The sequence below is a fragment of the Mesorhizobium sp. M0968 genome (assembly GCF_040319065.1).
In the GTDB taxonomy this organism is placed as follows: domain Bacteria; phylum Pseudomonadota; class Alphaproteobacteria; order Rhizobiales; family Rhizobiaceae; genus Mesorhizobium.
Genome location: NZ_JAMYNL010000013.1, coordinates 25,460 through 42,744 on the forward strand (window position 1 = coordinate 25,460; position 17,285 = coordinate 42,744).

11 protein-coding genes are annotated in these 17,285 nt (G+C 58.9%); 6 read left to right on the plus strand and 5 right to left on the minus strand.

The features are described from left to right. Positions 1 to 186: 186 nt before the first annotated feature. Together NKH67_RS21275 and NKH67_RS21280 are read right to left on the minus strand one after the other, a co-directional pair. Entirely contained in the window at positions 187 to 5,673 is a 5,487-nt protein-coding gene (locus tag NKH67_RS21275; RefSeq protein ID WP_352502333.1) for an AAA family ATPase, read from the minus strand. 724 nt (positions 5,674 to 6,397) lie between these two features. Further along, a complete protein-coding gene (locus tag NKH67_RS21280) occupies positions 6,398 to 6,913 on the minus strand; it encodes a Dps family protein (RefSeq protein WP_352502332.1) in 516 nt (171 codons plus the stop codon). 445 nt (positions 6,914 to 7,358) lie between these two features. Here NKH67_RS21280 and NKH67_RS21285 point away from each other — a divergent pair, with 445 nt between their 5' ends. The 6 genes from NKH67_RS21285 to NKH67_RS21310 are packed head-to-tail and all read left to right on the plus strand — an operon-like array spanning position 7,359 to position 14,714. Beyond that, positions 7,359 to 8,375 carry a LacI family DNA-binding transcriptional regulator gene (locus NKH67_RS21285; RefSeq protein ID WP_352502331.1) on the plus strand — a complete coding sequence of 339 codons (1,017 nt, stop codon included), beginning with the start codon at positions 7,359 to 7,361 and terminating at the stop codon, positions 8,373 to 8,375. Positions 8,376 to 8,408: 33 nt separating this feature from the next. Continuing rightward, positions 8,409 to 9,728: an ABC transporter substrate-binding protein gene (locus NKH67_RS21290; RefSeq protein ID WP_352502330.1), complete on the plus strand. Its 1,320-nt coding sequence runs from the start codon at positions 8,409 to 8,411 to the stop codon at positions 9,726 to 9,728. 51 nt (positions 9,729 to 9,779) lie between these two features. Beyond that, the gene (locus NKH67_RS21295) at positions 9,780 to 10,625 is read left to right on the plus strand and encodes a carbohydrate ABC transporter permease (protein WP_027027101.1); all 846 of its coding nucleotides are present in this window, start codon (positions 9,780 to 9,782) and stop codon (positions 10,623 to 10,625) included. Next, positions 10,622 to 11,455, plus strand: coding sequence for a carbohydrate ABC transporter permease (locus NKH67_RS21300; RefSeq protein ID WP_027027102.1), 834 nt, complete (start codon positions 10,622 to 10,624; stop codon positions 11,453 to 11,455). The genes NKH67_RS21295 and NKH67_RS21300 overlap by 4 nt, the downstream gene beginning before the upstream one ends. Positions 11,456 to 11,481: 26 nt before the next feature. After that, entirely contained in the window at positions 11,482 to 13,590 is a 2,109-nt protein-coding gene (locus NKH67_RS21305; RefSeq protein WP_352502329.1) for an ADP-ribosylglycohydrolase family protein, read from the plus strand. Then, entirely contained in the window at positions 13,590 to 14,714 is a 1,125-nt protein-coding gene (locus NKH67_RS21310) for an ABC transporter ATP-binding protein (RefSeq protein ID WP_352502328.1), read from the plus strand. Before NKH67_RS21305 ends, NKH67_RS21310 begins: the two co-directional genes overlap by 1 nt. Here the strand turns inward: NKH67_RS21310 and NKH67_RS21315 are convergent. From NKH67_RS21315 to NKH67_RS21325, 3 genes are all read right to left on the minus strand, one after another. Further along, positions 14,662 to 15,729: an SLAC1 family transporter gene (locus NKH67_RS21315; protein WP_353031783.1), complete on the minus strand. Its 1,068-nt coding sequence runs from the start codon at positions 15,727 to 15,729 to the stop codon at positions 14,662 to 14,664. The two genes, NKH67_RS21310 and NKH67_RS21315, sit on opposite strands and share 53 nt — an antisense overlap. 97 nt (positions 15,730 to 15,826) lie before the next feature. After that, a complete protein-coding gene (locus NKH67_RS21320) occupies positions 15,827 to 16,552 on the minus strand; it encodes a sensor histidine kinase (RefSeq protein WP_352502326.1) in 726 nt (241 codons plus the stop codon). Between the two features lie 106 nt (positions 16,553 to 16,658). Beyond that, a complete protein-coding gene (locus tag NKH67_RS21325) occupies positions 16,659 to 17,240 on the minus strand; it encodes a HupE/UreJ family protein (RefSeq protein ID WP_352502325.1) in 582 nt (193 codons plus the stop codon). Between the last annotated feature and the right edge of the window lie 45 nt (positions 17,241 to 17,285).

The following is a 17,285-nucleotide window of genomic DNA, read 5'->3' on the forward strand; positions in this document are numbered from 1 at the left end:
CCAGCGCGTTGGCGAGGCCGAGGCGATGCACCGGCAGGTTTTGTGCCAGCAGCTTGCAAGTTGCTGCGAAGCTGGCGCTTTCGCTGCGGCCAAGAACGATGCGTCGAGCCGGGCGTGGCGAAGCCGGTCGCGAATCGCGTTTCCTGTTGCAACAGAAGTCGATCGCCTTGAATTAAGAGGAGACCGTCACTGAATGGTGTTTGGTGCACGCCGATCTTCAAGCCGTTTTTCCCCAATTGGCAGCATCACGGAAAACACGGCGCCATGAGGTTTGTTCGGCGTTGCCCAGAGCCTGCCACCATGCGCGTCCACGATCGAGCGACAGATCGGCAATCCCATCCCCAAACCGTTGGACTTGGTCGTGTAAAACGCCTCAAAGATGCTCTCTGGGTTAGCCTGAGACAGACCCGGGCCCGTATCACTTACCGAGAGAAGGACGCCGCCTGACTCAGCCTTGCTGGTCCTGATCGTCAATTCGCGCAATCCCTGCTCAATCTCGCTCATGGCTTCAATGGCGTTCATGATCAAGTTCAGGATCACCTGTTGCAACTGGACTCTGTCCCCAAAAATGAGCGGCAGGCCCTCTGCCAGTTGCATCTTCTGAAAGACCCCTTTCTCTGACATCGGAATACGGGCTAGAGCCGCAATTTCCAAAATTGCTTCGTTGATTTCCAAGTCTTCCTTTCGAGCCGGCGCATTCTTGGAGAAGTCACGAATCCGGCTCACAATGTCACCGGTTCGCTTACCATCCCTGATAATCCGGTCGATCGCGTGCTTGACCCCTTCCAAATTTGGCGGCTGACGGCCGAGCAAGCGCATCGCGGTTCCAGCATTCATAAGCGTGGCAGCGATAGGTTGATTGACTTCGTGGACAATGGACGCGGCGAGTTGGCCCATCGTCGCCACGCGGTTGGCGTGCACCACCTCTGCCTCGGCGCGTTTTCGCTCCGTCAGGTCCAAGACGAAGGCCACGCCCTGATGTCGGAGTTCGTCGAAGGTGGCCCCACCCACAAGCACGGGCACCAGCTTGTTGTCACTCCGAAGAAGGTCCTTTTCGTAAGGTCTGCAGGTTCCAGTAGAAGCCATATCCGCCAAGGCGCGTTCGTCGGCTCCCCTCCATTCGGCCGGAGTCAAGGAGGTCCAGCGCAGGCTGCCGGAAATAACATCTTCACGGCTATACCCCACGATATGGAGAAAGGCCTCGTTAGCCTCCAGGATGGGACCGTCAAGATCAAAGATACATATTCCGATGATATTGGAGTCGACAAGGCGTCGAACCTTCGCCTCTCGTTCTTGGAGATCGCTATAGAGGCGTGTGTTCTCAAGCGAGATCGCTGCTTGCGCGGCCAGCAGTTCCAGCACAGTAATTCGGGACGGTGTGAACGCGTGTGAAGTCAGCGCATTTTCAAGGAGGAGAATTCCGGTCAACTCCCCTTGTTTGATGAGCGGCACGCAGAGGATCGACTTCGATTGTCGGTGGCGCAGATAGTCATCAACGGAGAACAGGTTAGGTTTGGAGGCATCATCGAGAATCACGCTTTCCCGTGTACGGATGACGTAGCGGACGAGGGATTCTGGACAGGTAATCGGGGTGATCGGTTCTTGACGCATCATGACGTCGATCTGATCTGCGGTCGCTCGCGCCTCCGCTTGGATCAAATATTCATTCCCTGAGGGCAGGATCAAAAGGCCGCGATCCGCGCCTGCGTTCTCGATCAAGGTCTTCATCAGCCGCTCGATCAATCTAGGCAACTCGATCTCACTGGACAAAGCCTGACAGGCTACTACGACACTCGCAGCATCCAGATGTTGAACCGGTGAGCCAACGGCATCACGTTGCCCTTCCGGAGCTGCCAGGTGCGGATAAAGCCGATCGAGCTGCGCCGCCTTGCCGTGTGCGCCCCAGCGGAGATAGCAGCGCTGGGCCTTGCGCAGATGGGCATTGGCGGATGTCTCGGAGCCGCGCGCGTTGTAAAATCTGGCCGCCAACTCACAGGCCAAGCCCTCGTTCTGCACGAAACCTTGGTCGCGAGCCGAGCAAATAGCCTGCTCGTAAAGCTGCATGGCCGCGGCGTCCCGTCCTTCAACACGGGCGATCTCCGCAGCCAGCAGGGCATGCTTGTCACCGAAAGTCGGTGGATAATTTTCTGTCCACTCGCTCAGTTGCTCCAGATGCAGCGCCAAGACATTATGCCATCCTCGCTTCTCGCCGGCGGAGGCGTTCTCATAGAGTGCGGACATCGTCAGCGCGGTGTAGTAGAAATAGTCGAGACGCTGGAAATGAACGGGTGCTGCCCAAAGCAGTTCTTTCGCCTTCTCGGCTGACGTGAGCGCCTCGACGTAGTCGCCCGACAAGAACCGGGCTTGTAACTTGAGGATCCAGTATAGGCACGCCGCCGTGGCCGTGCCATCAGCAGTGATTTGCGCTTCGAAGTTCGCTTCGTCAAACTGCGCATCACTGAACGTGGAGAAGGTTAAGGTACGGCCTTGCATGGTCGCAATGAAGTGTTGCTGAGCCACGATTACGTTAGCGACGTCATGGAACCGAGCTTTCCGGACAAAGTCCAGGCCCATTTCCGCCTCGCGCCAGACCGCGTCGAGCGGATCGCTCCGCATCAGAGAGTTGGTGATCGACTTGTCCATGCAGTAGCAGGCGACGGTCAGATCACCGGTATCGCTTGCTATGCGAAAGGCCGTTCGCAGAAGATCTGTCGAGGTTGCGATCGGTTGTGTCCAGACGGCGACTACTCCTTTCGCATGGTAGGCCTTCCCGCGGTACGCGACGAAGCTGTGCTTATCGACAAGTTCGCAGGCGAGCTCGGTGAATCGATAACCTTCGCTGTAACGGCGAAATACTGGTCCGAGGATTTGGCCAAGATCGGCATAGCCATGGGCGGATGCGCCGCTTGTTCCGTGCTCCATGGTCACCTTCCCCATCCGGCACGCGAGCAAACACCACAAATGGAAGTCAGTATGATAAGCTGGGGAGAGGAGCACTGACAGCACGTCCATCGCGGCCAGCATTTCTGGATCTGTCATCATTGGCAGGTCAATCAAGCTTTCGATCGGGCGCCCGCCGAGGGTCTGCCAGACCATCTCGTATTCGGCCTGGACCTGCGCCAGTGTTGGATGCGCCGCGACGTCAATGCCGAACAGTCGCAGGCAGGAGAGTGCGCTGTCGACTGCTTGGGCGTTTTCCGATTTCAGAGTATAGAGCAGGACTTTCAGACGGTAGGTGATTGCAAGATCGACTTTGGACGCCGCGCGTTGCGACAAATCCACCAACAATTGCTCGGTTTCTTCGAAATCGCCGATCAAAAAATTGCACTCTGCACGTTCGAACCAGAGGCTGAACGTTAGCTCGTACTGGCTGTCCCAGCTTTTTTCGTCGAGCATGGCCAGTCCGGCCGCTAGATACACGCCAGCAGACGCATAGGCAGCCGACGCTTTGGCCTTTCTCCCGGCCCGCAGGTTGAGCGTCGCCAGCTGGGCTTTCTCCAGCGGGTCGGTCAGCAGTCCAGCGCCTCGATTGAGCTGACCGACGACATTGAAGAGATGCTCGGCAACCTGATCACCCGACATGTTCGCCAGCAGCTTGCGGCCGATGAGTAGGTGGGTGTCAACGCGGAGCTCGTCGGGAATGAGCGAATAAACCGCCTGTTGAATTCGATCATGCAGGAACCTGTATGCGCCGTCCAGCTGATCGATGAGACCAGTGTAGACGGCTTCCCGGAGCGTCGCGTGCATTGCTTCCTCTGGTCCATTTTGTACCAGAGTTAGGGTGGCTATGTGGGCGACGTGGCCTATACAGGCGAGTTGTTTCAGCACTTCCAGGGTGGGCGGAGAAAGCCGCTTCAGCTTTTCCACCATGAGATCCACCACATTGTCGGTATAGCCCTTCGCATGGATACGATCGAGTTCCCAACGCCAGACTTGCGCAACGGGGTCAAACACCAGCAAACCCTCGTCGGCCAACTCCATCAAGAATTGGATTGCAAAGAATGGATTTCCGCCAGTTTTTTCCTGAACGAGCTGCGACAAAGGCCACGCGCGCTCGATGTCACACTGCATCGCACTCGCGGTAAGCTGACCGACATCGTTGAGACCGAGGGAAGCCAACATTATCTCACCCACCCTCGCATTTGCCTTTTTGATTGCATCCAGCGTTCGAAAAAGCAGGTGAGCGGGACCGACCTCGTCATCCCGATAGGCGCCAACCAGTAGAAGGTGCCGCACTTCCGGGTGCGTGATTAAATGCTCGATGAGGTCGAGCGTGGCCGTATCCAGCCACTGCAGATCATCGAGGAACAAGACGAGCGGATGATCCGGCTTGGCGAACGCACCAAGGAAGCGGCGGAACACCAACTTAAATAGATTCTGCGCTTCTTGGGGTGGCAGGTCGGAAACGGCCGGCTGTTTCCCGATGATGAACTCGACTTCGGGAACGAGGTTGACGATCAGCTGTCCGTGCGATCCAACCGCCTCAGTCAAGACACGCCGCCATTGGTCCACCTCCGCTTCGCTCTTGACGAGAATCTGCCGGACCAGAGTTTGGAAGGCCTGTGCGAGGGTTGAGTATGGGATATCCCGCTTGTATTGATCGAACTTGCCTGCTGCGAAAAGTCCGCGCGACGGGACAAGGACCTTATGCAATTCGCTTACCACGGAGGATTTGCCGACGCCGGAATAGCCGGATATCAGCACGAGTTCCGAGATGCCTTCGGCCAAGACGCGATCAAAGGACGCAAGCAGAGAGTCGATCTCACGTTCCCGCCCATAGAGCTGTTCCGGGATCATCAACTGGCCCGATGTGTCATGCGCCGCCAGCGGGAAGGGTTCAATGCGACCATGCAGCTGCCATTCCATCAGACAGCGGCGCAGGTCAGCCTCGACGCCCCCGGCGGTCTGATAGCGTTCCTCCGCGGTCTTCAGGAGAAGCTTCATCACGATTGACGACAGCACCTGCGGAATTTGGCTTACCCTCTCGCTGGGCGAGTCGGCGAGCCTCGCAATATGGCAGTGAACCCACTCCATCGGATCTGAAGCGGTGAACGGCAGCCGGCCGGTCAAGATTTCGTACAGCGTGATACCCAGAGAATAGAGATCACTCCGAGAGTCGATAGAACGGTTCATCCGTCCGGTCTGTTCGGGAGCCATGTACGGGAGTGATCCGGCGATAAATTCGGGCGCTTCAGGCGACTGACGCTGGCGGGGGAGCCGGGACGCGACCCCAAAGCCGGTAAGCCATACGCGACCGAAATCATCCACAAGTGCGTTCGCCGGCTTAATATCCCGATGGATGAGGCCTTGCCTGTGGACTTGACCAAGCGCTGCTACCAGACCGATGGCTATATGCAGGAAGCGGAGCAGGTCGATCGGGCGTCCCTTCTGTTGCTCAACTGTCTGATCCAGCGGTTCACCACCTGGGTCCTCAAGAATGAGGAGCATCCGCCCTTGTTGACGAATCATCGCGAGGGGTCGAGCCGCCCACGCTGGATCAAGTTCGCTCGCCAACGAGTATTCGTGTTCGAGCCGCTGCAGACTCTGAAACGATGGTTGCTCAGCCGCGACCGCTACCGCTAGGATCCGGTTGCCGTGCTCTCTGCCGCGGTAGAGCGTGAACTCCGCCCCTTCGCGTAGCGGCTCCAGTGCGTACTCGGAATCCTCAGCCATCAAGATTCTTGCTGGTAGGAGAATGAGCCCGTGCTCGGAGAGAGAAATTGACCCGCGAAAATCCGCAAATCAAGTGCCGCCTACCGTCAATCTAATCGGCGTCACCTTGAGTGGCTTCCTACAGAGACGAGCTTCGATCCGGCCTTGGCCGTTTCAGGACGCAATGACCGCCTTGGAAGTGGCTTTCCCTTCATTAAGAGCCTCATGTCTGCGATCCGCGCTGAGTTAGCGTGGCAACAGTGACAGTAGTCTAGTCACGCAGATGTGAAGAGCTGTCCGAAGGTATTGGAGCCACTGCGGGCCTCGAAATTGGCCTCGCATGCCCGGAGACATGGCAGCGTTCACCAGATAGGAAAACCGCAGTGGCGAACATGTCCAAATTGCTTGCGCGGCAACCATGCCACGATTTGCCAAGAAAGCCGGCTTGGCGGGTCGTCGTTCGGATTACAAGAGCATCTGGTAGGGTTTCGAAGCTGCGGCCCATCGGGAACGTTATGCCAGCGACGCGGTCCGAGCCGTTTCCTAGAACCCTCATCCGACACAATGAGTTTGAGTCGGTGCCGGCCTGGACACTCGATGCGGATCGATGCCACCCGACCGCCAGTCAGCATACTGTCTTCACGCGACCCCCTTGCCGCTCAGTTGGAGGAGTTGCGTGATCACCGAAGGCGCGATCTGCCGGTGCTGCCTGCGGACTCTCGTCGGCCCTGCCCCGCTTTTCCGCTCAGACACGGCAAATTTCGTAAAGAAACCAGCTGCGCCGTTCGCTTTCGTCGATCCACACTTCGACCAGGCTCGCAGTGGCAATGTCCGAATAGCTATCGCACAGCTCATGGATGCGACGCAGTTCAGCCACCAATTGCTTGTTGTCGCCGTGAAGCTCGGCGAGCATGTCCTGCGGGGCGACATAGTCGGCATTGTTGTCAAGGATGCGTTGGCGTCCTGCAATATCGGAGATTGAACGGATCGTGGTTCCGCCGATCTTGCGCGCGCGCTCGGCGATCGCATCGGTCATAGCAAAGACCTGGTCCGCATGCTCGTCGAGCAAAAGGTGATAGTCCCGGAAACTTGGACCGCTCATGTGCCAGTGGAAGTTCTTGGTCTTGAGATACAGGGCGAACACATCAGCAAGAAGGCCGGCGAGGCCGGCGGCGATGTCGCGGGTCGCGTCGGAGCCCAGATCTGTCGGAGTGCGAAGGAAGCGATCCGGACGGGTTGTCTTGCTCAATTGTTGCGTCATGGTCTCGGTCCCTCTACACGCTGCACGGGCGTTTTCTCGGCATTTTAGATTACGAAATGCCGCGTTATGATCCAATCAGACGAAGGTATAGATGCGCTGGCGGAGCCTCGACGATTGCATCCAATCAAGGCCCCACGAGCGAGCTGCAGTCACCCGGTCTTGACGGCGATGAGACCCCAAACATCTTTTGGCAACCTGCTCAGGTCGCCGTCGAATTTTTGAGAATTTCATCCTCTGGTGCCCTATCGTGCGCATCGCTGTCTGCATTGAAGATGCGGGCTCCATGGTGTCGATCAGCCAGCCTGCCGGCAGCAGGAGCCGCTCATGGCCAGAATGATGTCTAACGGCTTCGCCCCCGGACCGAGCGCAGCTGCCGCGAAGCTCTTGACACTGAATCCAAAGCTGATAGTGATACGTATCAGTAATACGTATCACCGGATAACTGATGGTAAGCGGCAGAGCGACGCAGAAGGATGTGGCCAGGGCGGCGGGGGTCTCGCAGGCCGCGGTTTCCATGGTGCTGGGGGGCGGCAGCGCTCCTTCGATCCCAGCGGAGACCTGGGCACGCATCACCAAGACTGCCAAGGAACTGGGCTACGTTCCCAACCGCTTTGCGCAGGCGTTGAAGACCAGCCGTTCGATGACCATCGCCTGCATTGTTCCGGACATCACAAATCCTTTCTATCCATCGCTGATCCGTGGCATCCAATCGGTGACGGACGGCCTGAGTTACGACGTCATCGCTGTCAACACCGATGGCACACCCGAACGCGAGCGGCACTTCCTCGATTGGGCCCGTCAGGGTCGGGTCGATGGCGTGATCGGTGTCTTCTTCACTTTGCGTGCCAGCGATTTCAGCCCCTTGGTCGAAGCAGGGGTTCCGGTGGTCCGGATCGAGTCTTCCAAGAAGCGCGGCGGCGAGATCGTCGTCGACGACATCTATGTCGACAGCTGGGCCGCGGCGCTTGCGGTCACGGAGCATCTGATCGGCCAGGGCCACAAGCGTATCGCCATGGTAGCCGGCCGCGGTGGACCCCAAGCCACTCGCATCGATGGTTATCGCTCGGCCCTCGCCAGGGCAGGATATCCGGACCATGTGATCATTGACGAGGAATTCTCGGAGATCGGCGGCACACGCGCCGCTGAAGCGATACTTGCGAGCACGTTTCAGCCCACCGCGATATTCGCCGCCAATGACCTTATGGCCGTCGGCGTCATGCAGGCGCTGCGCGAGCGCGCCATCGAGATACCCAGAGAGATCGCCGTCGTCGGCTTCGATGATATTCCTGCAGCGAAGCTGGTCACGCCGCCGCTGACCACCGTTGCACAGTTTCAATGGCAAATGGGCGCGCGCGCGGCACAGACGCTAATGGAGCGGCTTCGCGGCACGAAGACCGGTGCGGGGACTGCGCTGGAAATGCCCTTCGAACTGATCCAACGAGGCTCGACACGAGCTATCTAGACACTGGCCGTCTGACCAACTGGGAGGAAAACCATGCAACGCCGTACAATTCTGAAAGCCGGACTTGGTCTGGCAACCCTGCCGCTCCTGCCGCGTGTCGCCTATTCGGCCGACCAAAATCCCGTGACGTTCTGGTATGAATCGGCATCGCCGGAAAATCAGGACAATCTCAAGACTCTGCTTGTAGACCCATTCAACGCGGCCCATCCGGAAGAGCTCCTGAGCATCGACTTCCGCGGCTCCGATCTCGACAAGCAGCTTCGTGTCGCCATGCTCTCGGGCACCGGACCCGACGTCGTCTTCACCGCGGGCCCAAGTTATGTCGCTGCCATGGCGCAGGCTGGACAACTCCTGTCACTCGACGACTATGCCAAGAAATACGGCTGGAACGAACGGCTGCTGCCTCTGTTCCTCGATCTCGGCCGCTACGAGGGCAAGCTCTACGCGCTCGCCAAGACCTACGAGACGCTTGGGCTGTTCTACAACAAAACGCTGTTCGCGAAGAACAACTGGAAAGCACCTACGACGATTGCAGAACTTGAAGCCCTCGCCGATGAAATGAAGGGAAAGGGCCTCGTGCCGTTCGGCGCCGGCAATGCCGATTGGCGTCCGGCGAACGAATGGCATGTATCGATTGCCATCAACTCGATCGCTGGGCCGGAAACCGTCCACAAGGCATTGACCGGAGCCATTCAATGGACGGATCCGGCCTTCGTCGCGGCAATCGACAAGCTGGCCGAGTGGTGGGACAAGGGCTATTATGGCGATAACTACTTCTCGCTGACCTCCGAACAGGCCTTTGCGCAGATTGCCACCGGCCAGGCAGGCATGGCGCCTACGGGCACCTGGAGCTTCACCAACGTCAAGCCCTATTTCCCTGACAACAATGCCGAACCGGGTTTTGTCGGCTTTCCCAGCGCGTCCGGCGATCCCATCTTTCCGCTCGGCATCGGCTCGACGCTTTCGATCAATGCCAAGTCGGAAAATCCGGACGGTGCGGCCGCTGTACTCGACTACATGTTCCAGGACGACTTCTACATCAAGATGAACTCGGTCTGGCAAGGCGAATGGAACCTGCCGCTTGCGGATCTCTCCAAGGTGAAGCTGTCAGACAAGGTTCTGCCGCTCTATACGGAAGCCATGAAGAAGCTGTCCGCCGCCGTCGGTGCGGGCAAATATGGCTATACGACGTGGACTTTCCTGCCACCCGCGACCGACACCTATCTGGTCAGCGGCATGGAAGAGGTTTGGCTCAAGAAAGCCTCATCCGCCGACTTTCTCAAGAAACTCGACGAAACGTTCAAGCAGGAAAAGGACGCGGGCAAGGTGCCTGCAATTCCGGCCCGCGCCTGACACACCGCTGAGGGCGGCGCGGCATGCGTCGCCCTCCCCCGGAGGAATTCCATGCATCGGCTCTACATTGTCCCGACGATGATCATCAATGTCGTCATCGTGCTGGTTCCGGCACTTTTGACAGTCGCTCTCGCCTTCTGCAATTGGGATGGCATCTCGGCGCCGACTTTTGCAGGCCTCGACAATTTCCGGGCCTTGGCTGCGGATCGTGTCTTCTGGTCGGCGCTCGGCAACAACATCGTCTGGACGGCCGTCTTCCTCACCGTGCCGATCGTCATGGGCCTCGCTGCCGCATCGATGCTGCTGATCGTGCGCCGCGGCAGCAACGTCTTCCAGATCGTCTATTTCCTTCCTGTGGTCATCGCCACCGCCATCACCGCGCGCGTCTGGCAAGGCATGATCTATAGCCCAGTTACCGGGGTCTTCGGCGTCCTCAAGAGATATGGCATGCCGGTCCCCAATCCGCTGACGCAACCGCCGCTGGCGCTGTTCGGCGTCGCGACGGTCGATCTCTGGCACTGGTGGGGCTTTCTTTGTGTCATCTTCTTCGCCGCGCTCCGCCAGGTGCCGCAGGAGCAGATCGAGGCCGCACGGCTCGAGGGCGCCACCTATTTCCAGATGATGCGCTACGTGCTGCTGCCCGGCATTCGGCCGACGATAACGCTCATGATGATCATGACGGTGATCTGGTCGTTCCTCGCCTTCGACTTCGTCTACATCATGACCCAGGGCGGCCCGGCATTTTCGAGCGAGCTCCTGTCCACCCTCGCCTACCGCAAGGCCTTCTACGACCTGAATGTCGGGCAGGCCGCAGCCGCAGCCCTTGTCATCAGTCTGTTCGGGCTGGCTGGCACCTTCTTCTACGTCCGTATCCAGACGCGGGAGGGCGAGCAATGAGGCTTGTCGAAAGCCGCCTGACGCTGACGGTTTCCTATGCGCTTCTTGGCCTGTTCGCCTTCATCGCTCTGTTCCCGATCGCGCTTCTGGTGCTCAATTCCCTGAAGCCGGCTGCTCAGATCGTGGAGAACCCGCTCGGTCTGCCGGACCCGATCCGTTGGGAGAATTTCGTCAATGCATGGAACCACGCGAAGTTTTCGAAGACCTTCGTGAACTCCCTTGTCGTCAGCGGCACGACGATCGTCTTGGTCTGCTCGACCTCGTCGCTAACCGCCTATGTTCTGGCTCGACGCAAGCTCAAGTCGTGGAAGATCTTCACCTTCTACCTGCTGGCGACGACGACGGCGCCCATCCAGCTCTACATCTTTCCGCTCTATTTCGGCTTCGCCAAGCTTGGCCTGATCAACAATATTTTCGGAGTCGCGCTGATCTATACCGCACTCTATAGCCCCTTCGCGGTGATGCTGCTGAGGACCTACTTCATCGCCGTTCCAAAGGAACTCGAGGAAGCCGCGATCGTCGATGGCGCCACCTCGTGGCAGGTTTTTTCGCGGGTAATGCTGCCGATCGTCTCGCCCGGCATCCTCACGGTGGCGCTCATCATCGGCCTCAATTCGTGGAACGAGTTCTTGATAGCGACGACCTTCCTGCAGAAGCAGGAAAACGTCACCGCTGTCATCGCCTTTTATCTGCTCTCCGGCCAATACAGTTCCGACTGGGGCGAGATCATGGCCGCTGCCCTCATCATCGTCGTACCCGTCGTCCTGCTCTTCGTCTTCATGCAGAAGCGCTTCATCGAGGGCATGGCCGGCGGCTCGGTGAAGGGCTGATCCCGTTTCGAATTGTGGAGTGAACGATGCAGTTTCCCAACGACTATCTCGAACGCGTCTATGCCGGCGTCCTCGGCAAGCTGGTGGGGGTCTATCTCGGCCGCCCTTTCGAGGGCTGGACGTACCAGAAGATAATGGCAGAGCTAGGCCCGATTGAATACTACGTGCATGAGCGCCTGAACCAGCCGCTCGTCGTCACGGACGACGATGTCGCGGGCACCTTCACATTCATTCGCGCGCTGGAAGACTATGGTATCAAGGCAAGCCTTTCGGCCGAGGAAATCGGCAAGGCCTGGCTCAACTACATCGTCGAAGAACGCGCGATCCTGTGGTGGGGCGGCAACGGCAATTCCACCGAACATACCGCCTGGCTGAATCTCAGGAAGGGTGTGCCCGCCCCGCAGTCCGGCTCGATTGAAACCAACGGTCAGGCCGTTGCCGAGCAGATCGGCGCGCAGATATTCATCGACGGCTGGGCCATGGTCGCGCCGCGCCAGCCCGAACTTGCCGCAAGGCTCGCCGAACAGGCCGGCAAGGTCAGCCATGATGGCGAATCCGTTTACGCCGCCATGCTCTGGGCAGCTATGGAGGCCGAGGCCTTCGGCTCCTCGGACATCGACCATCTGATCGATACCGGCCTGAGCCAGATACCCCAGGACTGCCTGATCGCCAAGCTGATCGGAGATATCCGGGCCTGGCACAAGGCGCATCCGGATTGGCGCGACACCCGTGAGAAGATCGAGCATCACTATGGCTACGACAAATATCCCGGCAACTGTCATGTCGTGCCGAACCACGCGCTTATGATCATGGCCGTGCTTTACGCGCCGCAGGATTTCCAGAAGGCCCAGATGATCGTCAACACGTCGGGCTGGGATACTGATTGCAATGCCGGCAATGTCGGTTGCTTGCTCGGCATCATGAACGGACTCGAAGGGCTGGAAGAGGGCCCCGACTGGCGCGGGCCGATCGCCGACCGCATGCTGATCTCGTCCGCCGACGGCGGCAACTCAATCAACGACGCGGTCCGCCAGGCCTATTTCCTCACCAATCTGGGCCTGCAGTTGGGCGGCAGGCGAAAGCTCGACGCTCCGAAGGCTGGCGCGCAGTTCCATTTCTCGCTGTCCGGCAGCCAGCAGGGCTTCAGGCCGCAGACCGGTCTTGCCGTCAGCCACGCGGTGCGCGTCGGCAACGCGGAGTTCGAGGGCAGCCGTGCTCTCACAATCGACTATGACGCGTTGGGGCCCACGCAGGTCGCGGTGGTGACCAGTCCGACCTTCTCGCCGCGCGAAATGCTTAACATGCGTACCTACGACCTGATGGCGACGCCGCTCGTCTATTCCGGTCAAGTCGTGCGCGCTCGCATCATTGCCGATCAAAAGAACCGCGGTGCCGTCGCGGTAGGACTGCGGGCGCGCGTCTACGACGAGCACGACGAATTGCGCAATGTCGACGGCTCCCCGGAGATCATCGAGCCGGGCAAGGAGGCCGTTCTCGAATGGGTTCTCCCGGATACCGGCGGCCAGCCTATCGCCGAGCTCGGCCTGTCGATTTCCAGCACCGGCAAGCGCGCGGATGGTCGCTTGCTTGTCGACTTTGTCAGGTGGGATGGTACGCCTGAACTGACGCTGAAACGCCCGGCTGGTGACGGCGATTTCTGGCGGATGTCCTGGGTCAACGGCGCAGATTTCTTCTCCAAGCGTTATCCCGCCGCATTCCGGATATCGCAGAACAACGGCGAAGGCATCATCATTCATGGCACGCGCCAGTGGACCGATTACCAGGCGTCGGGCGATGTGATGATGCATCTCGGCAATTATGGCGGTCTGGCAATCCGGGCGCAGGGTCTACGCCGCTATTATGGCGCCCGCGTCACCCGCGACGGCAAGATGCAGATCGTTCGCGTCCGCGACGAGGACACCGAGGTGCTCGCTGAAACCAGCTTCAACACCGTATTCGAGAAGCCTATATCGATGAAAGTGGCGGCCAAGGGCGATCGCATTACCTTCGACGCCGACGGCAGTTCGCTGTTTGCGGAAGACAGAAGTCCGCACGCTTTGCACGACGGCGGCATCGGCTTGCTCGTACATGAAGGCGCCTTATCGTGCAATGAAATCCGCGTCGGAGCGGCCTGATGGCGAACGTTGCGATCGATAAAGCGCGCAAGGCATATGGTTCGGTCGAGGTGCTTCATGGCGTCTCTGTCGACATCCACGACGGCGAGTTCATGGTGCTCGTCGGCCCGTCCGGTTGCGGTAAATCGACGCTTCTGCGGATGATCGCGGGTCTGGAAAACATCACCGGCGGAACGATCGGCATCGGCGGGCAGGTCGTCAATGATCTGCCTCCGAAGCAACGCGACATCTCCATGGTGTTCCAGAATTACGCGCTCTATCCGCATATGACAGTGGCGGAGAACATGGCGTTTTCGCTGACGCTGGCCGGCGCACCAAAAGATGTGAAGCAGAGGCGCGTAGCGGAAGCTGCTGAGATACTGGGACTGACGCCGCTTCTCGATCGCTATCCGCGCCAGCTGTCGGGCGGCCAGCGCCAGCGCGTGGCCATGGGTCGATCAATCGTTCGCAAACCGCAGGTCTTCCTGTTCGACGAGCCGCTCTCCAATCTCGATGCAAAGCTGCGCGTCGCCATGCGCGCCGAAATCAAGAGCCTGCACCGCAGGCTTGCCACGACCATTGTCTACGTGACCCATGACCAAGTCGAAGCCATGACCATGGCTGATCGGATTGTGGTGATGAATGGAGGCCGTATCGAACAGATCGGCCGGCCGCTCGATCTCTATGACGACCCGCAGAGCATGTTCGTTGCCGAATTCATCGGCTCACCGTCCATGAACCTGCTGAAAGGCCACTTCGGAAGCGCCAACGGCCGGCCCGTTTTCATGGCCGATGGAGGCGCCATACTGCCGCTGCCCGACAGCGTTTCAAGGCCATCCGGCATGGAAGCGGTTTACGGTATCAGACCGGAATGTTTCACTATCGCACCGCCAGGTTCGGGTATCCCGGCCCAGGTCATTGTCGTTGAGCCACTCGGCCCGGAAACGCACGTGACCGCGAGCGTCGGAGGACAGACCGTGGTGACTATGTTTCACGAGCGGATCAACGTGCAACCCGACGAAACGATCTGGCTGCGGTTGCAGGCCAATCGCGTCTGCTTGTTCGACACCACCGGAGGGCGATTGCAGTCTACTATCGCCCCGCTTGCCCGCCTAGAGGCGCGGGAAGTAATGAGCCGGTCATAGCCAATATGATCGTTTTAACGGTTAGCCACGCAATTAGCACGTTTGCGGCAGCAAAAAATGGAAGAGCCAAGGCGGTCGCCAAACCGGTGTCGCCACGGATGGCGAGTTTTTCAATCGTTGTTGCCAACGCTGTGGCGCCGAAGCTTACGCTCCAAAGACCGGCAGAAAAACGGCGGACAATCCGCGGGAGAACGCCGCCGACGATAACTGCCTGCAGCATTGCGTAGCCGATAAGACAGTGGACAAATACGTCTCCTGGGGTACCTGACAAGTTAGTATAAGCGAGCGAGCAGACCGCCGGAGGGGCGAGCTGGACCCCCAGGGTCGACCGAATCTGTTCTCGAAGCGGCTCGCCAAAATAGAGCCGATAGAACAACACGGAATCGATTGTGAGCCACGAAAGCAGGCCCGCACCCAACGCTAGTTGCGCCCATTCAGAATGTCCAAATGTCGATAGGCCAATGCTGAGGACGAACGACCCGGCGGCAACAGGCAAGTACAAGGCTGGCGTCGCGTCAGACAGAGCGATTGCCGATTTCCAGATCAATTGCGAATGCCAAAGACCAAATCCGACCGCCACTGCCCCGCCGATGCACAGGAGTATGGTCGAGATCGCCGCGCTGAACGGCAATACACTCACTGCGGTTAGCATCATGCCGATTCCCGCTAGACCAGGAAAGCAGTTCTGAACGGGATCCGCGAGTTCTGCTCGCACCGCGACCGGCGCGAACCACAACTTCAATCCATAGAACGTCAAGAGGGCTGCCCATAGGCACGTTGCCACTATGACCACCGCCAGAACAATTCCGTCGGGAACTGTCCACAGTTGATGCGCAACCTGCCACATGACGGCGAAAGAACTTGTCCCAAGGCCGATGGCAAAAAATGAGGCCGGAAACCGAGCTATTAAAGATCGCTCTGTCTGCGGAGGGATCTCGCGCTCCGCTGCCACCGCTCCTTCGGAGCGCACCCCACTCAGTTGGGCGACGCCGTCTGATTCGGATCGCGCCTTCACAGTTGCACCTCACATCCTAGCGTCGAAGCCATCGAGCTTTGCCAACAAACCACCAACTGAATGGGCGACCGGTCACACGCCCTCTACCTTCACGCCCCTAATGCATCGCGGGCAATTTCAACGTCACTGTCGTGCCTGACCCAAGCGTACTCTTAAGATCGATACTCCCTCCGGAATCTTCGACGAAACGTTTCACCATCGGCAATCCAACGCCACCGAGGCCTTCGCCTTTCGTCGTGAAGAAGAGATCAAATGCCCGCATCATGGTGTCGCTGGTCATTCCAATACCGCGGTCTTCAACACGAATGTCCACCTGGCTGGAGTTCTCCGATTCTGAGGCGCTAACTGAAATCAAACCACCGTCAGGCATTGCATCGCGCGCGTTGAACAGAAGGTTGAGGACCGCATTTTGCAATCCAACCCGATCGCACCGTACCAAAGGTAGGTCGGAGGCGACCCGAATCTCGAGATGGATGTTTGCGTCCCAAGCGCTGCGAATAACGGAATGTAGGTCCGCCAAGCAAACCCCCACGTTCGCATACGCAATTTCCCCTTGGATTTCTCCGGCTGTCCTGATGGTCTGCCTAACAAGGCAACCCGCTCGTTCCAAAGCGGTTTTGGCGCCACCAATTACAAACCCCACGCCCGGAGTCGTTGCGATATTCGGGTCGCGGCCCAGGTGATTCAACGCGGATAGGGCGACCTGAATGAGATTCCCTAGGTCATGGACGATACCGGCTCTCGACATCTGCGAGGCTAAACGTCCCTGAACAACATCTCCCCGCACGGTAAACACATTTTGATCTGCGTCTGGATCTGACATTCCATTCCTCCGCACGCTCAGTCGCCACGGCTTGCCTTCTGAAGGCCTGCCTGCAACATCACCAAGAACAATCCAACCGAATGGCGAAAACACCGCGGGTCCGGACTCAAAGAACGCCCGTGCACAATCCGAGGCCGACGGCCATACAAGTCGCGCCAACAAGACGATTGACCGGACCCGGCGCCAAGCGTTGCAAAGTAAGTGCCAAACCGATGCCGACGGCATGCAACGTGGCGGTGGCGAGCGCAAAACCCGCGACGTACTCCAGCCCGTTCACGGTATGGGCGACCTCGGCTCCGTGAGCATGTCCATGCAGTAGCGCAAAAAGGCCGATGATCGCGGCGCCGACCCATAAAGGCGGGTTCACCGCCAACCCCACCATGAGCCCCAGCACGACGACTGAGGCCAGAATGCCGGGTTCGACAAAGGGCAAAGCGATCTGTACCAGGCCGAGCACGCCGCCAATCAGCATAACTGCGACAAAAGTCAGCGGCCACGCCCAGAGCGCGCGGTTACCCTTGACGGCGGCCCACACGCCAACTGCCACCATGGCGGCAATATGATCGAGGCCACCTAGCGGATGAGCGACGCCGGCCGCGAAGGAAACGGCCGAACCGATACCCGAATGCGCCGAGGCCGGCATCACAAAGGCTGCGGTTAGAGCTATGCAGGTTGGGATCAATCGCATCGTACTCTCCTTTTAAGATAAATAGTCCCGCATCTGCCCGCAAAA

What these genes read in the sequence shown, in the direction of transcription:
- NKH67_RS21295 (WP_027027101.1), top strand. Translation starts at nt 9,780, where the DNA reads ATGCATCGGCTCTACATTGTCCCGACGATGATCATCAATGTCGTCATC.
- NKH67_RS21275 (WP_352502333.1), bottom strand. Translation starts at nt 5,673, where the DNA reads ATGGCTGAGGATTCCGAGTACGCACTGGAGCCGCTACGCGAAGGGGCG.
- NKH67_RS21310 (WP_352502328.1), top strand. Translation starts at nt 13,590, where the DNA reads ATGGCGAACGTTGCGATCGATAAAGCGCGCAAGGCATATGGTTCGGTC.
- NKH67_RS21305 (WP_352502329.1), top strand. Translation starts at nt 11,482, where the DNA reads ATGCAGTTTCCCAACGACTATCTCGAACGCGTCTATGCCGGCGTCCTC.
- NKH67_RS21325 (WP_352502325.1), bottom strand. Translation starts at nt 17,240, where the DNA reads ATGCGATTGATCCCAACCTGCATAGCTCTAACCGCAGCCTTTGTGATG.
- NKH67_RS21320 (WP_352502326.1), bottom strand. Translation starts at nt 16,552, where the DNA reads ATGTCAGATCCAGACGCAGATCAAAATGTGTTTACCGTGCGGGGAGAT.
- NKH67_RS21280 (WP_352502332.1), bottom strand. Translation starts at nt 6,913, where the DNA reads ATGACGCAACAATTGAGCAAGACAACCCGTCCGGATCGCTTCCTTCGC.
- NKH67_RS21285 (WP_352502331.1), top strand. Translation starts at nt 7,359, where the DNA reads ATGGTAAGCGGCAGAGCGACGCAGAAGGATGTGGCCAGGGCGGCGGGG.
- NKH67_RS21300 (WP_027027102.1), top strand. Translation starts at nt 10,622, where the DNA reads ATGAGGCTTGTCGAAAGCCGCCTGACGCTGACGGTTTCCTATGCGCTT.
- NKH67_RS21290 (WP_352502330.1), top strand. Translation starts at nt 8,409, where the DNA reads ATGCAACGCCGTACAATTCTGAAAGCCGGACTTGGTCTGGCAACCCTG.